Annotated in this window: 20 protein-coding genes, 1 other RNA gene and 1 riboswitch; of the genes, 8 read left to right on the top strand and 13 right to left on the bottom strand. The window is 56.4% G+C overall.

Annotated features, from left to right (window positions below; translation table 11 throughout):
• Positions 1–3: 3 nt before the first annotated feature.
• Positions 4–525 carry an RNA 2',3'-cyclic phosphodiesterase gene (gene thpR / locus AC2FMY_RS01300; RefSeq protein WP_480750141.1) on the top strand — a complete coding sequence of 174 codons (522 nt, stop codon included), beginning with the start codon at positions 4–6 and terminating at the stop codon, positions 523–525.
• A gap of 16 nt (positions 526–541) precedes the next feature.
• Here thpR and AC2FMY_RS01305 read toward each other — a convergent pair whose 3' ends face one another.
• The 3 genes from AC2FMY_RS01305 to betB all read right to left on the bottom strand — a co-directional run bounded on the left by AC2FMY_RS01305 (position 542) and on the right by betB (position 5,922).
• Positions 542–1,888, bottom strand: a complete 1,347-nt coding sequence (locus tag AC2FMY_RS01305; RefSeq protein WP_496746303.1) for an MmgE/PrpD family protein — start codon at positions 1,886–1,888, stop codon at positions 542–544.
• Between the two features lies 1 nt (position 1,889).
• A complete protein-coding gene (locus AC2FMY_RS01310; RefSeq protein ID WP_496746305.1) occupies positions 1,890–4,307 on the bottom strand; it encodes a GcvT family protein in 2,418 nt (805 codons plus the stop codon).
• Positions 4,308–4,467: 160 nt separating this feature from the next.
• A complete protein-coding gene (gene betB / locus AC2FMY_RS01315; RefSeq protein WP_496746307.1) occupies positions 4,468–5,922 on the bottom strand; it encodes a betaine-aldehyde dehydrogenase in 1,455 nt (484 codons plus the stop codon).
• 189 nt (positions 5,923–6,111) lie between these two features.
• Here betB and AC2FMY_RS01320 point away from each other — a divergent pair, with 189 nt between their 5' ends.
• Positions 6,112–6,441, top strand: coding sequence for a hypothetical protein (locus AC2FMY_RS01320; protein WP_496806880.1), 330 nt, complete (start codon positions 6,112–6,114; stop codon positions 6,439–6,441).
• A 6-nt stretch (positions 6,442–6,447) separates the two neighbouring features.
• Here AC2FMY_RS01320 and AC2FMY_RS01325 read toward each other — a convergent pair whose 3' ends face one another.
• From AC2FMY_RS01325 to AC2FMY_RS01345, 5 genes are all read right to left on the bottom strand, one after another.
• A complete protein-coding gene (locus AC2FMY_RS01325) occupies positions 6,448–6,948 on the bottom strand; it encodes an ion channel (RefSeq protein ID WP_480750146.1) in 501 nt (166 codons plus the stop codon).
• An 18-nt stretch (positions 6,949–6,966) separates the two neighbouring features.
• Positions 6,967–7,563, bottom strand: a complete 597-nt coding sequence (gene recR / locus AC2FMY_RS01330; RefSeq protein ID WP_496746310.1) for a recombination mediator RecR — start codon at positions 7,561–7,563, stop codon at positions 6,967–6,969.
• 63 nt (positions 7,564–7,626) lie between these two features.
• A complete protein-coding gene (locus tag AC2FMY_RS01335; RefSeq protein ID WP_480750148.1) occupies positions 7,627–7,971 on the bottom strand; it encodes a YbaB/EbfC family nucleoid-associated protein in 345 nt (114 codons plus the stop codon).
• A 162-nt stretch (positions 7,972–8,133) separates the two neighbouring features.
• A complete protein-coding gene (locus AC2FMY_RS01340; protein WP_480750149.1) occupies positions 8,134–9,003 on the bottom strand; it encodes a TauD/TfdA dioxygenase family protein in 870 nt (289 codons plus the stop codon).
• 99 nt (positions 9,004–9,102) lie between these two features.
• Entirely contained in the window at positions 9,103–10,869 is a 1,767-nt protein-coding gene (locus AC2FMY_RS01345) for a DNA polymerase III subunit gamma/tau (protein WP_496746313.1), read from the bottom strand.
• A gap of 168 nt (positions 10,870–11,037) precedes the next feature.
• Between AC2FMY_RS01345 and AC2FMY_RS01350 the strand changes: the two genes are divergently transcribed.
• Positions 11,038–11,541: a protein-tyrosine phosphatase family protein gene (locus tag AC2FMY_RS01350; protein WP_480750151.1), complete on the top strand. Its 504-nt coding sequence runs from the start codon at positions 11,038–11,040 to the stop codon at positions 11,539–11,541.
• 37 nt (positions 11,542–11,578) lie between these two features.
• Here the strand turns inward: AC2FMY_RS01350 and AC2FMY_RS01355 are convergent, their stop codons facing one another.
• Positions 11,579–11,983 (bottom strand): hypothetical protein, encoded by a 405-nt coding sequence (locus AC2FMY_RS01355; protein ID WP_496746316.1) that lies wholly within the window; start codon positions 11,981–11,983, stop codon positions 11,579–11,581.
• An 89-nt stretch (positions 11,984–12,072) separates the two neighbouring features.
• Positions 12,073–12,278: riboswitch (cobalamin riboswitch) on the bottom strand.
• 63 nt (positions 12,279–12,341) lie between these two features.
• Positions 12,342–12,917: a TetR/AcrR family transcriptional regulator gene (locus AC2FMY_RS01360; protein WP_496746318.1), complete on the bottom strand. Its 576-nt coding sequence runs from the start codon at positions 12,915–12,917 to the stop codon at positions 12,342–12,344.
• An 82-nt stretch (positions 12,918–12,999) separates the two neighbouring features.
• On the opposite strand from AC2FMY_RS01360, the gene AC2FMY_RS01365 reads away from it, so the two are divergent.
• The gene (locus tag AC2FMY_RS01365; protein ID WP_496746320.1) at positions 13,000–13,851 is read left to right on the top strand and encodes an alpha/beta hydrolase family protein; all 852 of its coding nucleotides are present in this window, start codon (positions 13,000–13,002) and stop codon (positions 13,849–13,851) included.
• Positions 13,852–13,879: 28 nt separating this feature from the next.
• Here the strand turns inward: AC2FMY_RS01365 and ffs are convergent.
• Both ffs and AC2FMY_RS01375 read right to left on the bottom strand, forming a co-directional pair.
• Positions 13,880–13,978: signal recognition particle sRNA small type (ffs, locus tag AC2FMY_RS01370), an RNA gene on the bottom strand.
• Positions 13,979–14,017: 39 nt separating this feature from the next.
• The gene (locus AC2FMY_RS01375) at positions 14,018–15,910 is read right to left on the bottom strand and encodes a bifunctional 2',3'-cyclic-nucleotide 2'-phosphodiesterase/3'-nucleotidase (RefSeq protein WP_496746321.1); all 1,893 of its coding nucleotides are present in this window, start codon (positions 15,908–15,910) and stop codon (positions 14,018–14,020) included.
• A gap of 200 nt (positions 15,911–16,110) precedes the next feature.
• On the opposite strand from AC2FMY_RS01375, the gene nudC reads away from it, so the two are divergent.
• Positions 16,111–17,094 (top strand): NAD(+) diphosphatase, encoded by a 984-nt coding sequence (gene nudC, locus AC2FMY_RS01380; protein ID WP_496746323.1) that lies wholly within the window; start codon positions 16,111–16,113, stop codon positions 17,092–17,094.
• Between the two features lie 39 nt (positions 17,095–17,133).
• Positions 17,134–17,601: an SRPBCC family protein gene (locus AC2FMY_RS01385; RefSeq protein ID WP_496746325.1), complete on the top strand. Its 468-nt coding sequence runs from the start codon at positions 17,134–17,136 to the stop codon at positions 17,599–17,601.
• A 24-nt stretch (positions 17,602–17,625) separates the two neighbouring features.
• On the opposite strand, the gene AC2FMY_RS01390 is transcribed toward AC2FMY_RS01385, so the two are convergent.
• On the bottom strand, positions 17,626–18,459 hold the full coding sequence (locus tag AC2FMY_RS01390; protein WP_480750159.1) for a prephenate dehydratase: 834 nt from the start codon (positions 18,457–18,459) through the stop codon (positions 17,626–17,628).
• A 120-nt stretch (positions 18,460–18,579) separates the two neighbouring features.
• Between AC2FMY_RS01390 and AC2FMY_RS01395 the strand changes: the two genes are divergently transcribed.
• Together AC2FMY_RS01395 and AC2FMY_RS01400 are read left to right on the top strand one after the other, a co-directional pair.
• Positions 18,580–19,086 carry a c-type cytochrome gene (locus AC2FMY_RS01395; protein ID WP_480750203.1) on the top strand — a complete coding sequence of 169 codons (507 nt, stop codon included), beginning with the start codon at positions 18,580–18,582 and terminating at the stop codon, positions 19,084–19,086.
• 234 nt (positions 19,087–19,320) lie between these two features.
• Positions 19,321–21,168, top strand: a complete 1,848-nt coding sequence (locus AC2FMY_RS01400) for an extracellular solute-binding protein (RefSeq protein ID WP_496746341.1) — start codon at positions 19,321–19,323, stop codon at positions 21,166–21,168.
• The last annotated feature ends 8 nt before the right edge of the window (positions 21,169–21,176 follow it).

Raw genomic sequence — 21,176 nt, forward strand, 5'->3', positions numbered from 1 at the left:
GGGATGCGCTGTTTCATTTCTCTACCCGTAGCGAAAGACGTCGTCCCTGCCTTACTCCGATTGCAACGGCGTCTTGGGGTAGGGCGCGTAGTTCCGCCAGAAAATCTGCATCTGACACTCGCCTTTCTGGACAATCAAAGCCACGAAGTGCTTGAGGCGATACACGAGAGTTTGCAACTTATTCAGGCGCCTCCGTTTTCGGTGACTTTGACGGGATTGGACCAGTTTGGTTGGTCTGTGCATCTAAAGGTGCAAGAAAACCCTCGACTTGATGCACTGCATGGTCGGGTTCAGGCGGCTGTGCGCCACGCCGGCATCTTCTTGCCGCGTCGACGCTTTCGTCCACATGTCACGGTTCTACGCCTCAAACCCACGCGGTGCTTGCCGCCCTACCCTCCGGATTTAACCGGTTTGGAATATCCGGAAATGGAAGTGTCTCAGTTTGCACTCTATGCCTCGACATTGCTGCCAGATGGAGCGCGGCACGAATGTCTTGCCGAGTATCCGCTGGCGCCGGAAAACTGACGGATAGCAGGGTGGTTTAGGGCGCGTCGTAGATCAAGGCGGCCACGTCCGAGAACCGGCTGGTCGGATGAATGAGGCTCAACACGGTATCTCGAATTTCGGCAGCACGGGCGGCACCGATAGCGGGAGTGGCAAACTCCATGTACTTCTTGATCACCTCTTCGCGGCTCATCGGGGCTTCGGGGCCACCCCTTGCATGGGTGTCGCCCGACTCTAGTACCTGACCGTCGATTGTCGTGATCTGAACATCGGCCCAACGCCCCTGCGGAAACCGCTCGCTGTGGCATGTCGCTTCGGCTACCGAGATGCGCTGCATGAACCCGGCCACAACCGGGTCATTCAACCCTGCACCGCATATGTGCTCAACCCCAATCCGACCGTGGACTGCCTGAACAGCCACAGCAAAAGGCAGCGAATACTGCGCCTGACTGGTTGTGTCTGGCAACCCGGAATAAAGACAGGCAGCTTGATGGAAGCTGTTGATATGCAGCCCGGCGATCTGCTCGTGAGCCAGATCATGCTCGATCATCAAAGCGCGGGTGGCGTCAATGGCGGCGTGAGCCCAACGGCAAATCGGGTAGGGCTTCACATATTGATGTTCCATCTGCCAAAACTGCCCCAGATCGGCCCAATAAAGTGCGGCACGTTCTTCTTCGATTGTAATCGCCGGCGCACCGGTAAACCCGCGCTCGGCTAGGATTGCCGCTGACATCCCAACCATTGCGCCCCATCCTGAACCGTCATGCAGCATGGTGGGGTTGGCGATCTCGCGCATCATCTGGCTGCGCGGACCGTGGTACTCAGCGATACCCAACCCCTGTCTCAGCTGATCCACAGTATGCCCCCTCAGGCGCGCGGCCATCGCGGCCACACCCAACGCATTCCACGCGCCCGAGGTGTGATAGTCGCTGACCGTAGCATGCAGGGCCATACCCGCCCGACCCGCGATTTCGTACCCCACGATTATTGCCGCCAAAGCCTCGGGACCCAAAAGGTCGGGACAGCGCTCGGCCAATGCTGCAAGCGCGGGGATCACAACGACCCCGATATGACCCTTGGTCGGATTGTATCCGTCATGCCCGTCGAGATTGTCGGTCTGAGTCGCAGCAGCGTATGCAGCGCCCGCCATACTGACGCGACGACCATCAAAAGGCATTCGAGCGCTGAATGCGGCGTCCGTTGAAGCATATAAAAGCGCCGCAGTATCCCGTGCGATCAACCCAGCCTCCATCGGGCCGGAAGCGATCAGAATACCCAAGGTGTCCAAAGCCATCAACGCGGCTGCGTCCCGCGCGCTTTCCGGCATGTCTTCAGGGCGGCAACTCAGTACGAAATCGGCAACTTTGGAAAAATTGTCGGTCATGTCAGCCTCTCAGGCGTGAGCCGGCGGGGTCAAAGAGTGGTTCACTCAGGATTTTGGCCTTGTGCGGTTTGCCAAGAATGAAAATCTTGACTGAATCTCCTGGCCCTGCAACGGATGGGTTGGAATACCCTATAGCCAGAGATTTTCCGACCGAATAGCCGTAGGCGCCCGACGTTACCCGACCGACGGGCCGACCATCTTGAGTAAAGATCGGCTCGCCGCCAGTTGCGTCTGCATTGTGCTCCGCCTCGACCTCGAAGATCGATAGCACCTCACGTGGGGCGTTGTCCTTGACTGCCATATAGGCGTTCTTGTGCAGAAAGTCCTTGTCCAGCTTAATCAGCCCAGACAGCCCGACTTCTTGTGGCCAGTACTCCTGAGAATACTCACGCCCCCACGAGCCATAGCCCTTTTCGATCCGCAAGCTTCCCAGAGCCCGGCCACCAACCGGACCGCCGCCAAACTCTTTCGCGGCTTCCAAAAGTGCCGAATAGAGTCTTATCTGGTCCTCATCGCTGCAGTGTAACTCCCACCCCAGATCACCGGTAAAGCTTACCCGGATCGCAAGACAGGTTACGCCGGCTACCTCGATGGTCTGCGATCGCATGAACCGGAAGGCCTCGTTCGACAGATCTGCGTTGGTCAGCCGTTGCAACAGGTCGCGTGATTTCGGGCCAGCTACGTTAAAGCCCGCAATCCGGTTTGTGGCGACCTCGAATGTGGTATCGTCGGGCAAGGGCACCATGTTGAAGAAGCGTTGATGATAGCGTTCAGCCATACCCGAGCCGACCATCATGTATTCGTCTTCCTCCACCTTGGTGATGGTAAAATCTCCTGCCACACCACCGCGCACCGAGATCAGAGGTGTCAGGCAAGACCTACCAATTTCCGTTGGTACGCGATTGGCGACCAGACGATCCAGCCAATCATGTGCTCCCGGCCCTTTAACGACGTAATTGGCGAAGTTCGAGATATCGATCACGCCAACGCTTTCGCGCAGCATGTTTACTTCTCGACCCACCGGCTCCCACCAGTTCTGGCGGGTAAAACCGTTGGTTTCGATTGTTCCGGGCTGATCGGCGAACCAAAGCGGATGTTCCCAGCCACAGTTCAGGCCAAAGACACACCCCATCTCCTTTTGCAGTTCATACGCCGGACGCACACGAGCCGGGCGACCCGCGCTGCGTTCCTCGTTCGGGAAATGGATGGCGAAGCGGTGGGTATAAACATCCTCCACTCGTGCCTTGGTGAACTTCTTGTCTGCCCAGTCGCCAAAGCGGGCCAGATCCCAAGCAAACATGTCATATTGCGGTTCGCCCTCGATCATCCATTGAGCGGCCAGCAGACCCAGGCCGCCCGACTGCGAAAAGCCAGGGATGATGCCGGTACAGCAGAAGTAATTCTTCAGTTCCGGGACCGGGCCCCAGATCGCGTTCGAATCTGGAGACCAGATCATCGGGCCGTTGATCACCCGCTTGACGCCAGCGGTGGCGGCAACCGGGACACGCTCGGTCGCGCGGATCACGTTTTCCATGATCCTGTCCAAATCATCTGGAAACAGGTCATGCGCAAAGTCCAGTGGCGTGCCGTTTTCGGCCCAGAACCGCATGTCTTTCTCATAGGCCCCGATCAGCAACCCATTACCTTCCTGGCGGAAGTAGTACTCGCCATCCCGGTCGGCGATCGAGGGCAGACGGCGGCCCAGATTGGCAACTTCGTCAATCGCCTCGGTCACGAAATACTGGTGCTCAGTCGGTTGCAGAGGCAGTTCGATCCCGGCCATCGCGGCCACTTCGCGACCCCAAAGGCCGCCGGCATTCACCACCCACAGCGTGTGGATGTCGCCTTTTTCTGTGCGCACGATCCAAGAACCATCAGGTTGTTGTTCGGTGCCGATAACCGGGCAGAACCGCTCGATCGTAGCACCCATCTTCCGGGCGCCTGCGGCGTAGGCCATGGTTACACCGGACGGGTCCACATTGCCGCCATCGGGTTCGTACATGATGCAACGAATGTCTTCGAACTGAGCCAGCGGATGAAGCTCCATAGCCTGTTCGCGGCTGACTTCGTAGAAGTTCAAGCCATAGAACTTCGCCTTGGCTTCCTGCAGGCGCAGCTGGTGTTCGCGGTTTTCGGTCTGTGCCAGATAAAGTGAGCCAGGTTGAAAAACCCCGCAACCCTGTCCGGTTTCCTTTTCCAGTTCCTTGTACAGGTTCATCGTATAGTGCTGGATACGGGTGACGTTATTGTTATCGTGCAGCCCGTGGATGTTCGCCGCCGCGTGCCAGGTCGATCCGCTGGTCAGCTCGTCCCGTTCCAGCAGGACGACGTCTGTCCAGCCGAGCTTTGCAAGGTGATACAGGATCGAACAGCCGACCAAGCCACCTCCTATTACGACCGCTTGGGCGTGGGTTCTCATGGGGCTTTACTCCTGAATCCTGAACGATGTCAGACCATCGCAATTTTCAGGGAGTCAGCCACAGTTGCAACCCGGCGTATGCTCTGATCCCGACATCCAAGGTCGGGATCAGAGCAGGTTTTCCTGAAATTGGTTTTATCTACTTGAAAAATCTTGGATGTCAGTAAGGTGCTTCGACATTGTTCATCGATACATAGACAGATTTCATTTCGCTGAAGTGGTTTATTGCCAGTTTCGAGTTCTCGCGTCCCACGCCGGACATCTTTGACCCGCCAAAAGGCGCTTCGACGGGGGCAAGATTGTAGGTGTTGATGTAGCAGGTACCGGCCTCGAATCCGGCAGCTACTCTGTGCGCGCGGGACAGATCGTTGGTGAAGACGCCGGCAGCCAAACCGAATTCGGTGTCATTGGCGCGGATCATGACCTCTTCTTCGGTGTCAAAATCTAGCACTGACATGACCGGGCCAAATATCTCTTCGCGCGCGATGGTCATGTCGTCGGTCACGTCGGAGAACACGGTGGGTAGTACATAAAAACCTTCGCCTTCAACCCGCGCACCACCATAGACCAGCCGCGCGCCTTCAGCTTTGCCTTTTTCAATGTAGCTCAACGCGACGTTCATTTGGTTTTCGCTGACCATCGGGCCGAAATTGGTTTCCTCATCCAGAGGATCACCAATTTTCGCGTTTGCCAACCGCTCGGACAAACGCGTCAGAAACTCTTCCTTGATGCTCTTGTGCACAAACACCCGGGTTCCGTTGGAACAAACCTGCCCAGAGGAATAGAAATTGCCCAAAATGGCACCCGACACTGCGTTTTCGATATCGGCGTCGTCGAATATAATCATCGGAGATTTGCCGCCCAGTTCCATGGTGACATGTTTCATTCCGCCCGCAGCGGCGGCATAAACCTTGCGGCCCGTGGGTACCGAACCGGTCAGCGAGACCTTGGCCACGCGCGGGTCGGTCACAAGGCTTGCGCCCACATCGCCATAGCCTTGTACCACGTTGTAGATTCCCTTGGGGGCGCCAGCCTCGATCAGGATCTCGGCCACTTTCAATGCGGACAGCGGCGTTGTTTCAGAAGGCTTGAACACCATCGTATTTCCGCAGGCCAATGCCGGGGCCCCTTTCCAGCAGGCGATCTGTGTGGGATAATTCCATGCGCCGATGCCGACACAAACCCCCAATGCTTTGCGGATCGTATAGACGAAATCGCCGCCACCCAGCGAGATGTGCTCTCCGGTTAACGATGCGGCCAGACCGCCGAAATATTCCAACGCATCCGCACCGCTGGTCGCGTCGGCCACCAGTGTTTCCTGCAGTGGTTTTCCGGTGTCGTGGGTTTCGATGGTCGACAATTCGCGATTGCGCTCACGCATGATGTCAGCAGCGCGGCGCAACACACGTCCGCGCTCGGTTCCGCTCATGGCTTCCCAGGAGGTTTGAGCGGTTTTTGCGCTGGTCAGTGCTTTGTCGGTGATGGCGGGTGTTGCTGAATGCAGCCGCGCTATGACTTCGCCTGTCGCTGGATAGACGACGTCTATCGGTGCACCATCCACGTCCTCGACGTATTCGCCGTCGATAAAGTGGCTGGCCTTGGGCTGGAATTTCATGCCGTATCCTTCTCGCGAATTTGCACCAACCGCGCATAGTTGCGGGTCTGTTTCCATTGCACTATCGGTTGTTGATCCGTCAGTCAATAAACGTGCGACCTGTGTTTTCGGCAGCCAGGAAAATCAGCGCCCTTGAAAAATCCCCATTAATGTTCTATATATGTTCTCATCGTGGCTGAGGATATTCTGATGACCCACCCGTTGCAAAGATCGGCCCTGAATGGCCCCGGAAACGACTATCACCTGTTGCCTGTGACAGATAAGCAGATGCGGTACGCTCGCGCGACCGCAGAGAAATCTGCATTGGAAATTCCGGTAGAGGCGCAGCGCGACCGGCGGTCGCTATCAGACTGGATATCGGCCCACAAACCGCGCGGCACATCACCCTTTGACAACTATCCGACCGGAAAACAGGTAGCCTTTGCGGAGCGTATCGCAAGGGCCAAGCATCGCCATGTCCCGTCAGAGTGCTTTCGTGACAAGGCAGCTATTGCAGCATGGATCGAGCGAAACCGATGAGTGCGCTCAGGTTTGACGCGCCCGCCCGTAAAGGGCGACCGCTGCGGCGACGAATAACCCCAGCAACACGTAACCGGTTATTGCTTCAGCAACGGCAATGGCCCGGCACAATCCACCCGGATGCAGGTCACCGAACCCGACGGTCGTGAACGTCACATACGAAAAATACAGAACATCGCTGGGCTGCTTGGCACCGATCACGCACAAATCGGTATAGCCAAAAGATCCGTAGGCGGCGGCGAAAAGGAACGGAACGACCTGAATGAAAGATACAGCCATCAGCAAAAGCTGATGCTTGGCTTTGTCGATGCGAGTTGCGTGAATCCAGATTTGTGACAACAGCCAGACAGCAAGTACGAAAGTTGCCACTGTTCCTATGGTATCGCCTGCGGTTTCGGGACTGAGCCGCGACAGAAAGAAAAAGGCCAGGCTGCTGACGACAACCAGCCCGAATGCCCCTAGCAATGTGGGCCACCATTCCTTCAATCGGAACGCGATCCGCGCCATTTCACCGCTCCAGTTGTACTAGCTTATGTCTTTACGCGCGCTCAAAGCCGCATTGATGGTGCCATCATCGAGATAGTCGAGTTCGCCGCCTATCGGCACACCCTGCGCCAATGAAGTCAGGCGCACCTGCCCCTGTAGTTGGTCGGCGATGTAATGGGCGGTTGTTTGGCCGTCGACTGTTGCGTTCAAAGCAAGAATGATTTCGGTAATCCCTTCGGTGACAACCCGATTTCTGAGACGGGGAATGCGGAGTTCATCGGGGCCTACGCCATCCAGCGCAGACAGAGTTCCACCCAGCACGTGATACCGCCCCTTGAACACGCCTGCCCGCTCCATTGCCCAGAGATCCGCGACATCTTCGACGACGCAAAGTTCACCCGAAGCGCGATCTTCATCCTCGCAGATGTCGCAGATATCCGAGGTGCCGACATTGCCGCAGTTGAGACACTCTCGAGCTGAGACGGCGACGGCACGCACGGCGTCAGACAATGGCGTCAGCAGCAATGCGCGTTTCCTGATTAAATGCAGAACCGCGCGTCGGGCTGATCGCGGTCCGAGGCCGGGCAGCTTGGCCATCAGTTCGATCAGATTGTCGATATCGCGGTTGGAACTCACCCATGCGCCTCATTTTTATCGGGGCACAGGTAGCCCCAATCATCTGCCGTGCAGGTGCTATTATCAGAACGGTAGCTTGATGTCTTTGGGAAGCCCCAAGCTTTCGGTTAGTCTGGCCATCTCTTCCTGAGCTTTCTCGGCAGCTTTGGCCTGGGCGTCCTTGATAGCGGCCAGGATCAGGTCTTCAACCACCTCTTTGTCGTCACCGTTGAAGATCGACGGATCGATATCGAGAGCCATGAGATCGCCCTTGGCTGAGGCCGTCGCCTTGACCAGCCCGGCGCCCGATTCGCCAATGACCAAAACGTTGTGCAGATCTTCCTGCATCTGGGTCATCTTGGTCTGAAGCTCTTGCGCTGACTTCATCATCTTGGCCATGTCGCCAAGCCCGCCAAGTCCTTTAAGCATGGTTCTTTCTCCTGCATTTCGGTTTGACGCCTAGATACGGGTGCAAACTGGTTGGCACAAGGGGCACGCGTTCCCATCCGTCGTTTCAGTTTTCGCCGAGACAACTCCTTCGGTTGGGCCGGGCATCGTGGAGGCATCCCCGTGCGACGTGGGTGAGACAGGTCAGATCACGCGGACATCATCTAGCCCGTCTTTAGACGTGACTGAGCAGCAGATCGAGCGAAGGGATCGAGGATGTTCATAGTCCCATGGACGACCTCGATGCACTGTTGCCCGTTCATCCCAAATCAGCACATCACCCACCGACCACTGATGGGAATACACGTATTCGGGGCGTGTGCAAAACGTCATCGCCTCTGCAAGTATTTCCTGGCTTTCTCCATGGCCCAACCCCTCGATGGCAAAAGCGTGCGAGGCAATGAACAAGGCCTCATCGCCGGTTGTTGGATTGGGCCAGATCGCGCGCCACGGGCGATCGGGCCAGCGGGTCATTCGAGACAATGCGGCGAGTTCGGAAGAGATCTGGGCGCGGGAGTGAGACAACCGATGCCATATGATCGCATTTTTTAGTTTCGATTTAAGGGTTTCAGGCATGTCCGCCCACGCTGCCCGCGTCGAGGCAATTTCTGTCTCTCCACCCGAAGGGGGAACAACACGCGCAGTCAGAATGTTGACCAGCGCAGGAGTGGGCAAGAAAGTGCTGTCCGTGTGCCAGAGCATATTGGCTTGCAGGTCAAGCAGCCGCAGATCATCGCGCGACCGTAGTCCATCGGAAGTCTGGTTGGAAAGCTCCGAAACTTGGAATTCGACATCGCGTCCCGCCGCCATCGCCTCACGGTTTTCGAGCGGGCCGAACAACTCGCCCAACCGAATGTGATCGGCATCCGTCAGGGATTGGTTGCGGAACAAAAGCGCGGAATGAGTTTCGAACATTTGCCGGATTCGCGGGTAATGCGATTCCGCAGTCACGTCGCGCAGATCAACGTCGTGAATAATTAATCCGAAACGGGAGTGCAGAGGGTCAGTTCGCATGCCAGGCTCCTGTCAGACAACTCCCGGAACCGTGTGAGATTGCAATCGACCCTTCAAGCGTATTTGCGACATTTGTAGCGGCACGCGTCTGCAAGGTCACTATTCTTCTTCGAACGGATCCCATTCGTCTTCGACTTCGGGAAGTGCCTCGGCTTCGACCAGCGCTGCTCGTTGTTCGGGGGTTGTGATGCGGGTGATGCTGGCCTTGGGGAACTGTGCGATCACGGCCTGCACCAACGGATGCGCACTGGCTTCATTTTTCAGGGCGATCTCGACGGCATCGCGAATTTCCGAAATCGTCTGTGCCTCGCCATTCGAGACGATCGAAACAGCCCAACGATTGCCCGTCCAGCGTTGCAGGCTTGCGCCCAGCCTCTGGGCCAGATCGTTGGGCGCTTTGTCGGACGGGGTAAACTCAATACGCCCCGGTTGATAAGCAACAAGGCGAATCCCGTCCTCAACATCGACCAGCAACTTGCCGTCACGATTGGAGCGGATCAGTTCGACCACGTGTTCGAATGTTGGGTATCGCCCCAAAGCGGCTTGCAGGTCCTGCGCGAGGGCTGCAACTGGCGCACCGCTGTTGTGACGCCGAGCGGACTGGTTGCCTGGCGCATAAGATGCTGTTGACTGTGCGGTCGACGTACTCCCGCCTGACAAGGGAACTCCTCCACCCGGGCCGTTCGGTGCCGGTGGCGCAGGCGCATCTTGCAGTCGCTTGATCAGTTCTTCCGGGCTGGGTAGATCGGCGACATGAGTCAGACGAATGATCGCCATCTCGGCGGCCATCATGGAATTAGGCGCACCAGAAACTTCCTCCAGCGCCTTCAGCAGCATCTGCCACATCCGCGTCAAAACGCGCATAGGCAGCGCCTGTGCCATTTGTATCCCTCGCGCGCGTTCGTCGGGCGAAACGGTCGGGTCTTGTGCTGCATCAGGCGTGATTTTGACAACAGAAACCCAATGGGTGATCTCGGCCAGATCTCGCAACACTGCCAATGGATCGGCGCCTTCGGCATATTGCGCACCCAGTTCGGTCAATGCCCCCGCCGCATCGCCCCGCAGGATCATGTCCATCAGGTCCAGAACCCGACCCCGGTCCGCCAGCCCCAACATTGCACGTACCTGATCCGCAGAGGTCTCCCCGGCGCCATGCGAGATCGCCTGATCCAGAAGCGAGGTCGCATCCCGGGCCGAACCTTCAGCTGCGCGGGTGATCAGAGCCAGTGCGTCGCCAGCGATCTGAGCTCCCTCCGATTCGGCGATCATGCGTAGCAGGCCGATCATATCTTCGGGTTCGATCCGACGCAGATCAAAGCGCTGGCAACGAGACAGAACTGTGACCGGAACCTTGCGAATTTCAGTTGTCGCGAAAATGAATTTCACGTGCGCCGGAGGTTCTTCAAGCGTCTTCAGCAGCGCGTTGAACGCGCTGGTCGACAACATGTGAACCTCGTCGATAATGTAAATCTTATACCGCGCGCTGGCAGCGCGGTAGCGAACGCTGTCGATGATCTCGCGAATGTCGCCAACACCGGTCCGGCTTGCTGCATCCATCTCCATCACGTCTACATGACGGCCTTCCATGATCGCAACGCAATGCTCGCACTGACCGCAAGGTTCAGTTGTCGGCTTTCCGTTTCCATCCGGCCCGATGCAGTTCATGCCCTTGGCGATGATCCGTGCGGTGGTGGTTTTACCCGTCCCGCGAATGCCGGTCATGATAAAAGCCTGCGCAATCCGGTCTGCTTCAAAGGCGTTTCTTAGTGTCCGCACCATCGAATCCTGGCCGACCAGATCGGCAAAGGTTTCGGGGCGATATTTTCGGGCAAGAACCTGGTAGGGTGCGGGTGCGGTGTCGGTCATGTCTGCTCTGCCGGATTCGTCTTAAAACCGCAGCGTAGTGTGCCGCGATGCCCGCGTCCACAGCAGCAGGTCCGATTTTGGTTTGGATTGCTTGCAAGCCGGGGTAAAACACTCAGGCATCGATTGGAGAATGCAGATTTCAGCGTGTTGGTTGTGTGGGAGCTAATCGTGTCACAACTGGTGATATTTGGGCTGCAGGTGGGCGGAGGCACATTGGCTATCTGCCAGATGCCGGGCCGGAGCGGAGACTATCCTTCTGACCTCGACACCATTGCCGACTGGAAACCGGGCCTAGTGATTTCGATGACGACAGAGGTCGAAATGATCCAAGACGGCGCGCGCAGTTTCGGCTTGGATATTCAGGCGCGCGCCTGCCGATGGGTCCATTTGCCGATCGAAGATTTTGGTATCCCGCCCAGTCATGTCCAGGCGAAATGGGCCGAGACCAGTGCGTCTGCGCGGCAGGCACTTGCGGGCGGTGGTCGAATTTTGATCCACTGTCGTGGCGGTTGCGGAAGATCGGGAATGGCTGCGCTGAGGTTGATGGTCGAATGTGGTGAACGACCTTCGGATGCGCTGAAACGGCTACGCGCCATTCGCCCCTGCGCCGTCGAAACCGAACCCCAAATGGATTGGGCGCTGAAAGGGCAGATGGTGGCAGATCGGCCCTGAGGCCGGGCTGAGGGCTATTTTTTGCGTTGGCGTTCTTTCAAAGTGGCGCGTGGCAGGCGGTTTCTGCCGCCCGGTTGCCCTGCGGAACTGCTTCGAGGAACGCGCAGGGCATCTGCTTGATCCAACCCGAGGGAAAAACGGTCCGAGAAGAGTTCAATAGAGCGTCTTCAATCTGGTTCAGGCGTTCGCTATCCGCCTCGTCATTCACACCGCAGAATACTCGAATGCGAGAATGATCGGCGCGGAATCTGGCATCGCACCCAGTGGCACAATGTGCAAGTGCGCAACTTCCGTCGATCTCGAAGTCATCTGCAGTCAATGGCTTTGTCGCAGATATCGCCTGTGCCAGTTTTTTACCCATTTGCGCCAATGCCGGGCAGGGTTTACCGGTTTTCTGGCACACTGTTGCTGTGAACAGGTGCTTGTCGGATTTCCAAATCATGTCGCGCCCTCCGCGCTGGTGACGAGGACAACGGACGGGAAGGACAGCAAGCAGCTATCGGACCCTGTCCCGGACACCCCGCCCGAGTTCGAGTTTCAGTTCCGATGGCAGGTCTCCTGACTTGCGGGTCGCTGCTTTGCCGACCTTCCCGGCCCTTGGACCAGTGGCATTTCGGCTTCGCTCGCCGCCTACAGTTGCGGGGGCAGTCGCGGATTTGGTTCTGGAAGAACCGTACCGTGTTCCCTTTTCATTCCGACCGTGAACGCGGCCGGAAACCATCGCCTAATCGCTAGCGGGCGCACAATTTTGGGTCAAGACGAATCCTGCGGCTCAAGCACCTTTGTCGCGCCGGGCGGGTTTACTGAATTTGTTTAGACGTCGACATCTTGCTCAAGCGGCAAGGCACGTTTCTTAGGGTCTCCGAAGATCGCCTTGCCCGGGCCAACTGCCACCCGCCCTGGAGCAGTATGAACACAGTATCTGCCGCGAATTCTGGCTCGGCCACTCCAAGTCGCCTTGCGTGATGTGCGACTTCGGTTATCCAACCCTCGTACAAGTGATAGGCATGGTTGCGGAATATATTGTTGTCCGGCCCTTCGAACAAAGTAGCGGAAATCGGGCAGGTATCCCACTGACCTGATTTGTCGAAAAGTTTCGCTATCTTGTTGCAAAGAGTTGTGGCCCCGGACTGGAAATCTTCCGCAGGCTCAAATGACGCGGCAATAAGACCAAGCATCACATCGGACGCCCAAGTAGCGGCCGCAAGCGCCAGATCGGCCTTTCCATTCGGGAAATGGTGATACAGCGATCCTTTGGGTGCGTCAGCCACGGAAAGAACTTCGTTCAGCCCGACCCCGTGATAGCCCGACCTCTGGAAAAGATCGGCCGCAGCCCGAATCAGGCGCTCTTTTGTTGGCAAAGGACGTTCAGTCATTTGCGTGGATTATTGACAGCACTGGACCAATTGGTCCAGAGATCAGAACTAGACCGACCGGTCTAGGGGCGCGGAGTTAAATATGCAGGACCAGGTGTCAGCTGAAGACCTTCTTATTCACTCGGGCGACTACCAACTGTCTGCCCGCCTCTTTCATGCGAAGGAACAGCCAGAAGTTACGGTCGTGCTCAATGGGGCGACCGGTGTTCCGAGGGACTACTACAGACATTTCGCATCGTGGCTGGCCTTAGAACGCGGAATTGCTTGTCTGACGTACGATTACCGGGATTTCGGCCACTCTTTGACCGGCAACCTAAAGAAATCCAAGTCATCCATGACCGACTGGGCATTGGTCGACATGCCCGCGGCTCGGATGGAAATGCGTCGTCGGTTCCCAAATTCAAAGCTTTGGGTCATCGGGCATTCGATTGGCGGGATGCTCGGTCCTTTGCAGCCTGGCATCGAAGAAATCGACAGAATGATCTGTGTCTGTTCAGGGCTGGTACAACATCGCGATCACCCTTGGCCTTATCAAGCGCTCGCCAGAATGTTTTGGTTCGGGCATGTTCCGCTGCTGGTTAAGAGTTTGGGGTATTTGCCTGGGCGTCTTGTTGGGTTCGGAGCAGATCTACCTGCTCCGGTCTATTGGCAATGGCGAAAATGGTGCATATCCGCAAAAAGCTATCTGCCGGATGCCGGAACGACCTTACCGAAACCCGACTGGAAAAGAAGTGGCGCATCAGTGGATATGATTGCGTTTTCGGACGATCAGGTGATCCCGCCCAAATGCGTTTGGCGATTGGCCGAACTTTATGGGCAAGATGCGCGACGGCGTGAATTGACGCCTCAGGATTTTGGAGTGAAGCAAATTGGCCATCTGGGCGCGTTTGCGCGTAAGAATGCCGTTGTGTGGCCCGCACTCATCGCCGATTAGGTTGGTCTACGCTAGATGATTAGTGGGAAAGTGAGAGGTTGGACATCGACCCAAGCGGGACTCGTTGTGGCTGCTTCCTTCCGGACCTGACCAGGTTGGCGAGGCGCTCGCCCGCGCCAACCTCTCGTTGCTCGATATAGGCAAGATGACTGGCGATGACAACCCGTCACAAGGATAGGCGTAGCCGCAGGAAACCTTCGGGATCGATGCCCAGAACAACCGGGTGGTATCCTGAAAGGTCATCCAGATAGCGCAAGGCATCGGGACCGGTCTGCAGAACGACCGAGGTCTTGCGCGTCTTGACGAAACGCCACGGATGCGGAGTCGCTTGCAGCGGATCAGATGGAAGACTCCCCTCAACATAGTCCTTCAAGATGTGCTGAATGCGTAGGCGAGGAATACTGATGATTTTAGCGTTCTCCAAAGCTGAAAAATGCCCCCCCCCATTGGCGCGATAGTTATTCAGTGCCACGACGAAAAGCTGCTGATCCCCGATGGGATCTCCCTTCCAAGTGAGGTTTCCAATGCGTCGGTTGCCTGTTTCAACCAGACTGCCATCCGCATGAAACCGAGGCGGGCAAGTCAGATCTATAGTGTATTCAACACCATGGATAACATCGAAATTATGGCCTGCTCGAAGAGGGTTGATCAACGGGGTATCTTGGCTATTTTCAGTGACCTGGTTAAACAGACATGCCGACATTTCTAGCCAATCGCGCAATTGTGCGCCGTTAACGACAACAGCGCGCAATTCGTTGGGAAAGACGTGAAGGTCGGCAATGTGACGCATCGAAACTTCACCAGCGGGAACCTCCGTATAGAAACGCGGCCCGGAACGCCCTCCGAATTTCGTGGGTGTGACCGCTGACAATGTCGGTAGTGATCCTTCAGGCAAACCGGCAAGAAAGGGACGCAGTGCAGCTGCTTGAGCTGCGGCGACAAGCGAAAGCCCCCTATCCGGTGCACAAAAGGAAAAATAGCTATGCATCGATTGGCTGACATGTCCGACGGGCTGTTTCATCCGCTTTAGTGTTTCGGCATGTCCACATTCGAATATTCGTGCCAACTTGGGATCTTCTTCGACGGTCGATTGGGCACAACCATCGTTGCCTCTGTTGCAGATCGGGCGAAGTTCGACAGAATGCCCTGCAATTTTCCAACTGTTGGCCTCATGGGCAAACGCCAGATCGATCACGCCCAAATGCGATCCTGACGATCCCGGCATGACGACAGGTTTGCCATGAACTAGGCCCTTGTCGCCTACAACATGTGCTAATCCATCATGGTCGGCTCCGGGGATAGTCAGATGCGTGTGGCCTGCAACTATTGCATCGAGGCCTTCGATCGACGCCAGCGGAACTACTGCATTCTCCATTTGTGCTTCCACAACAGCTCCAGCTAGACCCGAATGTGCCAGTGCAATAACCAGCTCACATCCTTTATCCTTCAAGTCGCTAACGGCTGTAGCAGCAGTCTCCAGAATGTCAGTCGAAGTCACCCTGCCTGCAAGCTGGTGTGCCTCCCAATCCGTGGTTTGTGGCGGCAGAACCGAAAAGACACCGACAGTCAAAGTGCAGGTTTCAGACCCGACCGCAAATCGCTGACGAATGATAGCCGATGCCTCCCACGGTTGATTACCCTCAACGCAATGCAGATTGCTACATATGGCAGGACATGGTGCGTGAGCCAGAATACCGCTCAGGCAGTCTAAGCCAAAGTTGAAGTCATGATTGCCAAGCCCGATCGCATCATATCCCAAATGCTTGAACGCAAGCATCAGCGGGTGGGCGACGTCGTTCTGATCGGCGGCAAAATCGCCATAAGGCGTGCCTTGCATGGAGTCACCATTGTCGAACAGCAAGACGCGCGCACCCATTTGTTCGGCCTCCGCTCGGGCTGCCTTGATCAGGCTCGCGGTTCGTGTCAGCCCGACAGAGGGTTCCGGTCGATCCGAGTAATAGTCATATCCCATAAGATTCATGTGCAGATCAGAGGTCGCAAGAATTCTCAGGCGAACTGGCGGGAATGTGCTGGGATTGATCTGTGCCTCTGAGTTCAATGAATGTCCTGCCGTCGGAAATGGAGTGTTTGTTGTCTACATGACCCTTGCTTCTTAACAGTTTGAAAAAACGGCAAATTGAAGCGGGATTTGAGAAAAGTTTGTGGTTTCGTCGCGTGTAATCATTTCCTCTCTGATTGGCAGGGCCATTGCGTTGATCGAACAACCGTGGCAGCCCTTTGAAAAACAAAGGACAAAGAATGAAACGGGCAGAGCAGGTCACTTTTGGCGGATCGGGATTGAATCGCAGCGCCCACATTCGCGGCGACAACAACGCTTTGGCGCATGCAAAGGGTCATCCCGAAGCACTCTGCCTGCTGCTTTGGCGCGGAAAGATACTTGTTCAGGGTGAACGGTTGGATCGATTGGCGACAGTCACGATGTCTCACAGGCTGATCCAATCCGAACCGGGAGATATCATGGAGTCCCCCGTTTTCCTCGGTTTATCCGAAGCAGGCGCACCGGTATTTGCCACGGACATCACCAGTTGGCAGGCCGAAGACCATGATCTTTCCGGCGTCGGCGCCTTTGTCGACCGAAGCGAGCAGCAGCATCCGGATTTACCCACCGGTTATGTATTTGCAGAGTTGCGTCGGGTCATGACGCGCCTCAACCCCCGTGACGCCGAACTGGCGGCGACGGCCAAGGCAGTCATTGGCTGGCACGAAACCCACGGCTTCTGCGCCCGTTGCGGTGCCAGAAGCGAGGTGTCTCAGGCGGGATGGCAGCGAAGTTGCCCTGGGTGCGGCGGCCAGCATTTCCCACGCACGGATCCTGTAGTCATAATGTTGATTACGCACGGGGATGCCGTGTTGATGGGCAGGTCGCCAGGTTGGCCTGAAGGGATGTACTCCTTGCTGGCAGGATTTGTTGAGCCTGGCGAGACTCTGGAATCGGCCGTGCGTCGCGAGGTTTTCGAAGAGGCAGGCGTTACGGTCGGGCGGGTTCAATATCTGGCCAGTCAGCCCTGGCCTTTTCCTGCATCTTTGATGCTCGGCTGCTCGGGCGAGGCCCTTTCACGGGATTTAAACATTGATCCGGTTGAAATCGAAGATGCGCTTTGGATCGGAAAGGCTGAGATGATGCAGGCTTTCGCGGGTGAACATCCAACCCTTCTGCCCGCACGCAAAGGCGCGATTGCGCATTTTTTGTTGGAGAACTGGCTTGCGGACACGCTGGATTAAGTTGAAACACGGAACCCAGATCAGATTTCGAGGGGCGAAATGAAATTCACTGGAAAGGAAGATATCGAGGCACCTATTGAAGAGGTGTTCCGGATGGTTTCCGATTACGACCGGTTCGAACGCCTCGCGATCCGACGCGGGATCGAAGTGAAGCGAAAACTTGCGGCAGGGCCTGTATCTGAAGGGTTGGCATGGGATACCGTGTTTCAGATGCGCGGAAAGGCCCGTCACGTGCAGATCGTCCTCGGAAAATTTCAAGAGCCGACACTGATGCGCTTTGAGGCGTCCGGCAAGGGAATGAACGGACATACCCAAGTTGAGCTCGTGGCTCTGTCGCCGGTGCGGACAAGGATATTGGTCGAGATCGAATTTGTGGCAACAACGCTGCCCGCACGACTGTTGCTACAATCGCTCAAGCTTGGGAAGTCGCGTCTGAAACGGCAGTTCCACCTTCGGCTGGCAGAGTTTGCAAGCAGCTTGGAGCAACGACATTCGCAATCGGGGTGACGCCGGCGATGCCCGATAGTCAGCCTAACTTCGGGGCCGCGCAGCTGGGTAGACACCCAGAATTTCCACGTTTGTCGTAAAATGGTTCAGCTCGTCCATAGCCAGTTGGACATTCCGATCCTCCGGATGTCCAACGATATCGGCATAGAACTGCGTTGCTGTGAACGACCCGTCGACCATATAGCTTTCCAGCTTGACCATGTTCACCCCGTTGGTGGCGAAACCACCCATGGCTTTGTACAGCGCCGCGGGAATGTTGCGCACCTGAAAAACGAAGCTGGTGATCATACCGTGCTCGCCCCTGCGTGATTCGTCGATCGTGCGGGACATGACAAGGAATCGGGTGGTGTTGTCGCCATGATCCTCGATATGTCGAGCCAGAACATTCAGCCCATAGATTTCGCCAGCCAGTTCACTCGCCAGTGCCGCATGGCTTTTGTCACCGCGTTCAGCAACCTCACGTGCGGCGCGGGCATTGTCGGGGCTAACGCGCCCGCGGATGTTGTGCTCGCGAAGGAACCCCTGACACTGTGGTAACAACACGAGGTGCGAATGCGCCTCGGCAACATCTTCCAGACTAGCACCTGGTACACCCAAAAGATTGATATGCACGCGCACGAACGCCTCGTCGATGATATGCAATCCACTATGCGGAAGCAGTCGGTGAATGTCGGCCACGCGCCCATAAGTCGAGTTCTCTACCGGCAGCATCGCGAGTTCCGCCTCGCCCGACCGAACCGCCTCGATCACATCTTCGAACGTGCGGCAGGGAAGGGCGTCCATGTCGGGCCGCGCGTTCCGGCAGGCCTCGTGACTATAGGCACCGGGCTCTCCCTGAAAGGCAATTCGGTTGGTCATTTGGTCGTTTCCATGCAACAAGTTCGTTATTTGGGCGTTTAGTCGCGGTGTCTATACCTTGCCTCTTGCAAGGGGAAGCCTTAGACACCCGCGCAGACAGTTGAAATGGACTCGCGAGCAATGTTCGACACGATGACAGTTACCAAGGCCGCTGCAGGCCTGTTTGGCGCCTTTCTGGCGCTTCTTCTGGCCAAATGGGCGGCCGAGGTTCTTTATCATGTAGATGGTCACGGCGAGGCCGCCTATATCATCGAAACCGAAGAGCCGACCGAAGAAGTCAGTGAAGCTGAGGAAGTCAGCTTTGATGAGATGATGATGGCCGCCGATGTCGACAAGGGCGCCAAGGTCTTCAAGAAATGCCAAGCCTGCCACAAACTGGAAGACGGAGCGAACGGAACTGGCCCGTATCTTTACGGTGTTGTTGGTCGCCCGGTCGCGACAGCGGCTGGCTTCGGGTATTCCGGCGCGATGCAGGAAAAGGGCGGCGAGTGGACGCCTGAGGCATTGGATGCCTTCCTGACAAAACCCAGCGGTGACGTTCCGGGCACATCGATGAGCTTTGCGGGTCTCAACAAGGCCAGCGACCGGGTGAACGTGATCGCCTATCTGGACAGCCTGGACGATTGATCCCCGCGAAATTTCAGACGAATCAAGGCCGCTGCACTTTGGCAGCGGCTTTTTTCGTTTCTGAAGTGGTCTTCACGATCCGATCACCTATTCTAAACTTGCAACTGGCGTGGCTGGACCTTTAGCTAGCAGCAACAAAATCAAGAACGATACCGACCCCGGAGGAAGAGCCAGATGCGACCACCCCGAGTTCAGACCTGTGCCCGCACCGTTGATGCAAGGCATTGGGTTTCCATGTTGTCATGGGGGCTGTTCTCACTATTGATTATGGCCGCGTCTCAGTTGCAGGCGGAAGAAAAGATCATAAAAAGCTACGGTTTCTCCGAATTTGGTGATCTGAAATACCCCAAGGGATTTGCGCATTTCGACTATGTAAATCCAAATGCTCCGCGCAGTGGTGAACTGTCATATGCCGCGCAAGGTACATTCGACAGCTTCAACCCGTTTACGCGCCAGGGCCGGGCAGGGGCACGGTCAGCGGATCAGTATGAAAGTCTGATGGTTCCATCCTATGACGAGGTTGGGGCGTATTACGGCTTGTTGGCTGAAAGCCTTGAATATCCGGAAAGCCAGGATTGGGTGATCTTCAATATGCGCCCCGAAGCGCGGTTTTCTGACGGCACACCAATTACAGCCGAGGACGTGGTGTTTTCGCACAATATTCTGCTGGACCAGGGGCTGAAATCTTATGCCGATGCGGTGCGCAAGCGCATTCCCAAGGCCGAGGCCCTAGGTACCCATCGAGTCAAGTTCTATTTTGCTCCAGATATCTCGCGCCGCTCCCTGATCACGCAGGTGGCTGGCACTCCGGTCTTTTCGAAATCGTGGTTCGAGGCCGATCCCGAAAATCGCCGCCTTGACAAGCCGCGTTTGGTTCCTGGCATCGGGTCCGCGCCCTATGTGTTGGACAGTTATGACATCAACCGACGCATCGTATACAAACGCAACCCGGACTATTGGGGCGATCACCTGAACGTCAATGTGGGGCGCAACAACTTTGACACCATCAGGATTGAATATTTCAGCGACTCAATCGCCGCGATGGAAGGGTTCAAGGGTGGAACTTTCACCCTTAGGCAGGAAAACAACTCGAAAAGCTGGGCTACGGCCTATGATTTTCCTGCGATTGCAAATGGGCACGTGATACAGGCGGAATTCGTGGATGGAGACGTCCCATCAGCCAGCGGTTTTGTCATGAACCTGGACCGCCCGCAGTTTCAGGATATCCGGGTACGTGCGGCGGTGCAGCTTGCGTTCAATTTCGAATGGACCAATGAAAGCCTGCAATACGGTCTGTTCCAGCAGCGTGATTCGTTCTGGGAAGGCACGCATCTTGAAGCAACCGGTCTCCCGGAAGGTAGGGAGCGCGAAATTCTGGAAAGCCTTGGCGATGCATTGGATGCCAACGTTCTGACCGAGGAACCGGTCGTGGCGCATCAATCAAGTCCTAAACGACAGAATGATCGAGGCAATCTACGTAAAGCGATGAAACTTCTCGACGACGCGGGTTGGACCGTCGGTGATGACGGGTTGCGCCGCAACGAACAGGGGCAAGTACTGCGTATTGAGTTTTTGTCGGATGAGCCGACACTTGACCGGATAATCCAGCCTTTCGTGGACAACCTTCGCGCTATGGGGATCGAAGCGATTTACAACCGGGTGGACAATGCTCAGTTCACACTTCGCCGCAGAGATCGCGATTTTGATATGATCATGGGCGGCTATCCGATGTCTCTGCAGCCGTCAACCGGGCTGTATCAGCAATTCGGAACCGAGGCCGCCAGCTATTCCGTATTCAACCCTTCCGGTGCGAACGGCCCGGATATCGAACCGCTGATCGACAATATCGTCGCGGCGCGGGAAACCGAAGAATTGCAGGCCAATGTCCGTGCGCTTGACAGGGTTTTGCGTGCCAAACGTATCATGGTCCCGACATGGTATCTGGGCAAATACTGGGTCGCTTACTGGGACATGTATGAATTCCCCGAAAAACTGCCGCCTTACGCGCTGGGCGTCGAAGACCTGTGGTGGATCAATGCTGACAAGGAAGCAGCATTGAAAACCTCGGGCGCGTTGCGGTAAGCCGCCCC

The sequence above is a fragment of the Ruegeria sp. YKSE079 genome, from assembly GCF_059612845.1.

Bases quoted from the DNA above. Each gene is read 5' to 3' on its own strand.
- thpR (WP_480750141.1), top strand. From the start codon at position 4: ATGCGCTGTTTCATTTCTCTACCCGTAGCGAAAGACGTCGTCCCTGCC.
- AC2FMY_RS01305 (WP_496746303.1), bottom strand. From the start codon at position 1,888: ATGACCGACAATTTTTCCAAAGTTGCCGATTTCGTACTGAGTTGCCGC.
- AC2FMY_RS01310 (WP_496746305.1), bottom strand. From the start codon at position 4,307: ATGAGAACCCACGCCCAAGCGGTCGTAATAGGAGGTGGCTTGGTCGGC.
- betB (WP_496746307.1), bottom strand. From the start codon at position 5,922: ATGAAATTCCAGCCCAAGGCCAGCCACTTTATCGACGGCGAATACGTC.
- AC2FMY_RS01320 (WP_496806880.1), top strand. From the start codon at position 6,112: ATGACCCACCCGTTGCAAAGATCGGCCCTGAATGGCCCCGGAAACGAC.
- AC2FMY_RS01325 (WP_480750146.1), bottom strand. From the start codon at position 6,948: ATGGCGCGGATCGCGTTCCGATTGAAGGAATGGTGGCCCACATTGCTA.
- AC2FMY_RS01335 (WP_480750148.1), bottom strand. From the start codon at position 7,971: ATGCTTAAAGGACTTGGCGGGCTTGGCGACATGGCCAAGATGATGAAG.
- AC2FMY_RS01340 (WP_480750149.1), bottom strand. From the start codon at position 9,003: ATGCGAACTGACCCTCTGCACTCCCGTTTCGGATTAATTATTCACGAC.
- AC2FMY_RS01345 (WP_496746313.1), bottom strand. From the start codon at position 10,869: ATGACCGACACCGCACCCGCACCCTACCAGGTTCTTGCCCGAAAATAT.
- AC2FMY_RS01355 (WP_496746316.1), bottom strand. From the start codon at position 11,983: ATGATTTGGAAATCCGACAAGCACCTGTTCACAGCAACAGTGTGCCAG.
- AC2FMY_RS01360 (WP_496746318.1), bottom strand. From the start codon at position 12,917: ATGACTGAACGTCCTTTGCCAACAAAAGAGCGCCTGATTCGGGCTGCG.
- AC2FMY_RS01365 (WP_496746320.1), top strand. From the start codon at position 13,000: ATGCAGGACCAGGTGTCAGCTGAAGACCTTCTTATTCACTCGGGCGAC.
- nudC (WP_496746323.1), top strand. From the start codon at position 16,111: ATGAAACGGGCAGAGCAGGTCACTTTTGGCGGATCGGGATTGAATCGC.
- AC2FMY_RS01385 (WP_496746325.1), top strand. From the start codon at position 17,134: ATGAAATTCACTGGAAAGGAAGATATCGAGGCACCTATTGAAGAGGTG.
- AC2FMY_RS01390 (WP_480750159.1), bottom strand. From the start codon at position 18,459: ATGACCAACCGAATTGCCTTTCAGGGAGAGCCCGGTGCCTATAGTCAC.
- AC2FMY_RS01395 (WP_480750203.1), top strand. From the start codon at position 18,580: ATGTTCGACACGATGACAGTTACCAAGGCCGCTGCAGGCCTGTTTGGC.
- AC2FMY_RS01400 (WP_496746341.1), top strand. From the start codon at position 19,321: ATGTTGTCATGGGGGCTGTTCTCACTATTGATTATGGCCGCGTCTCAG.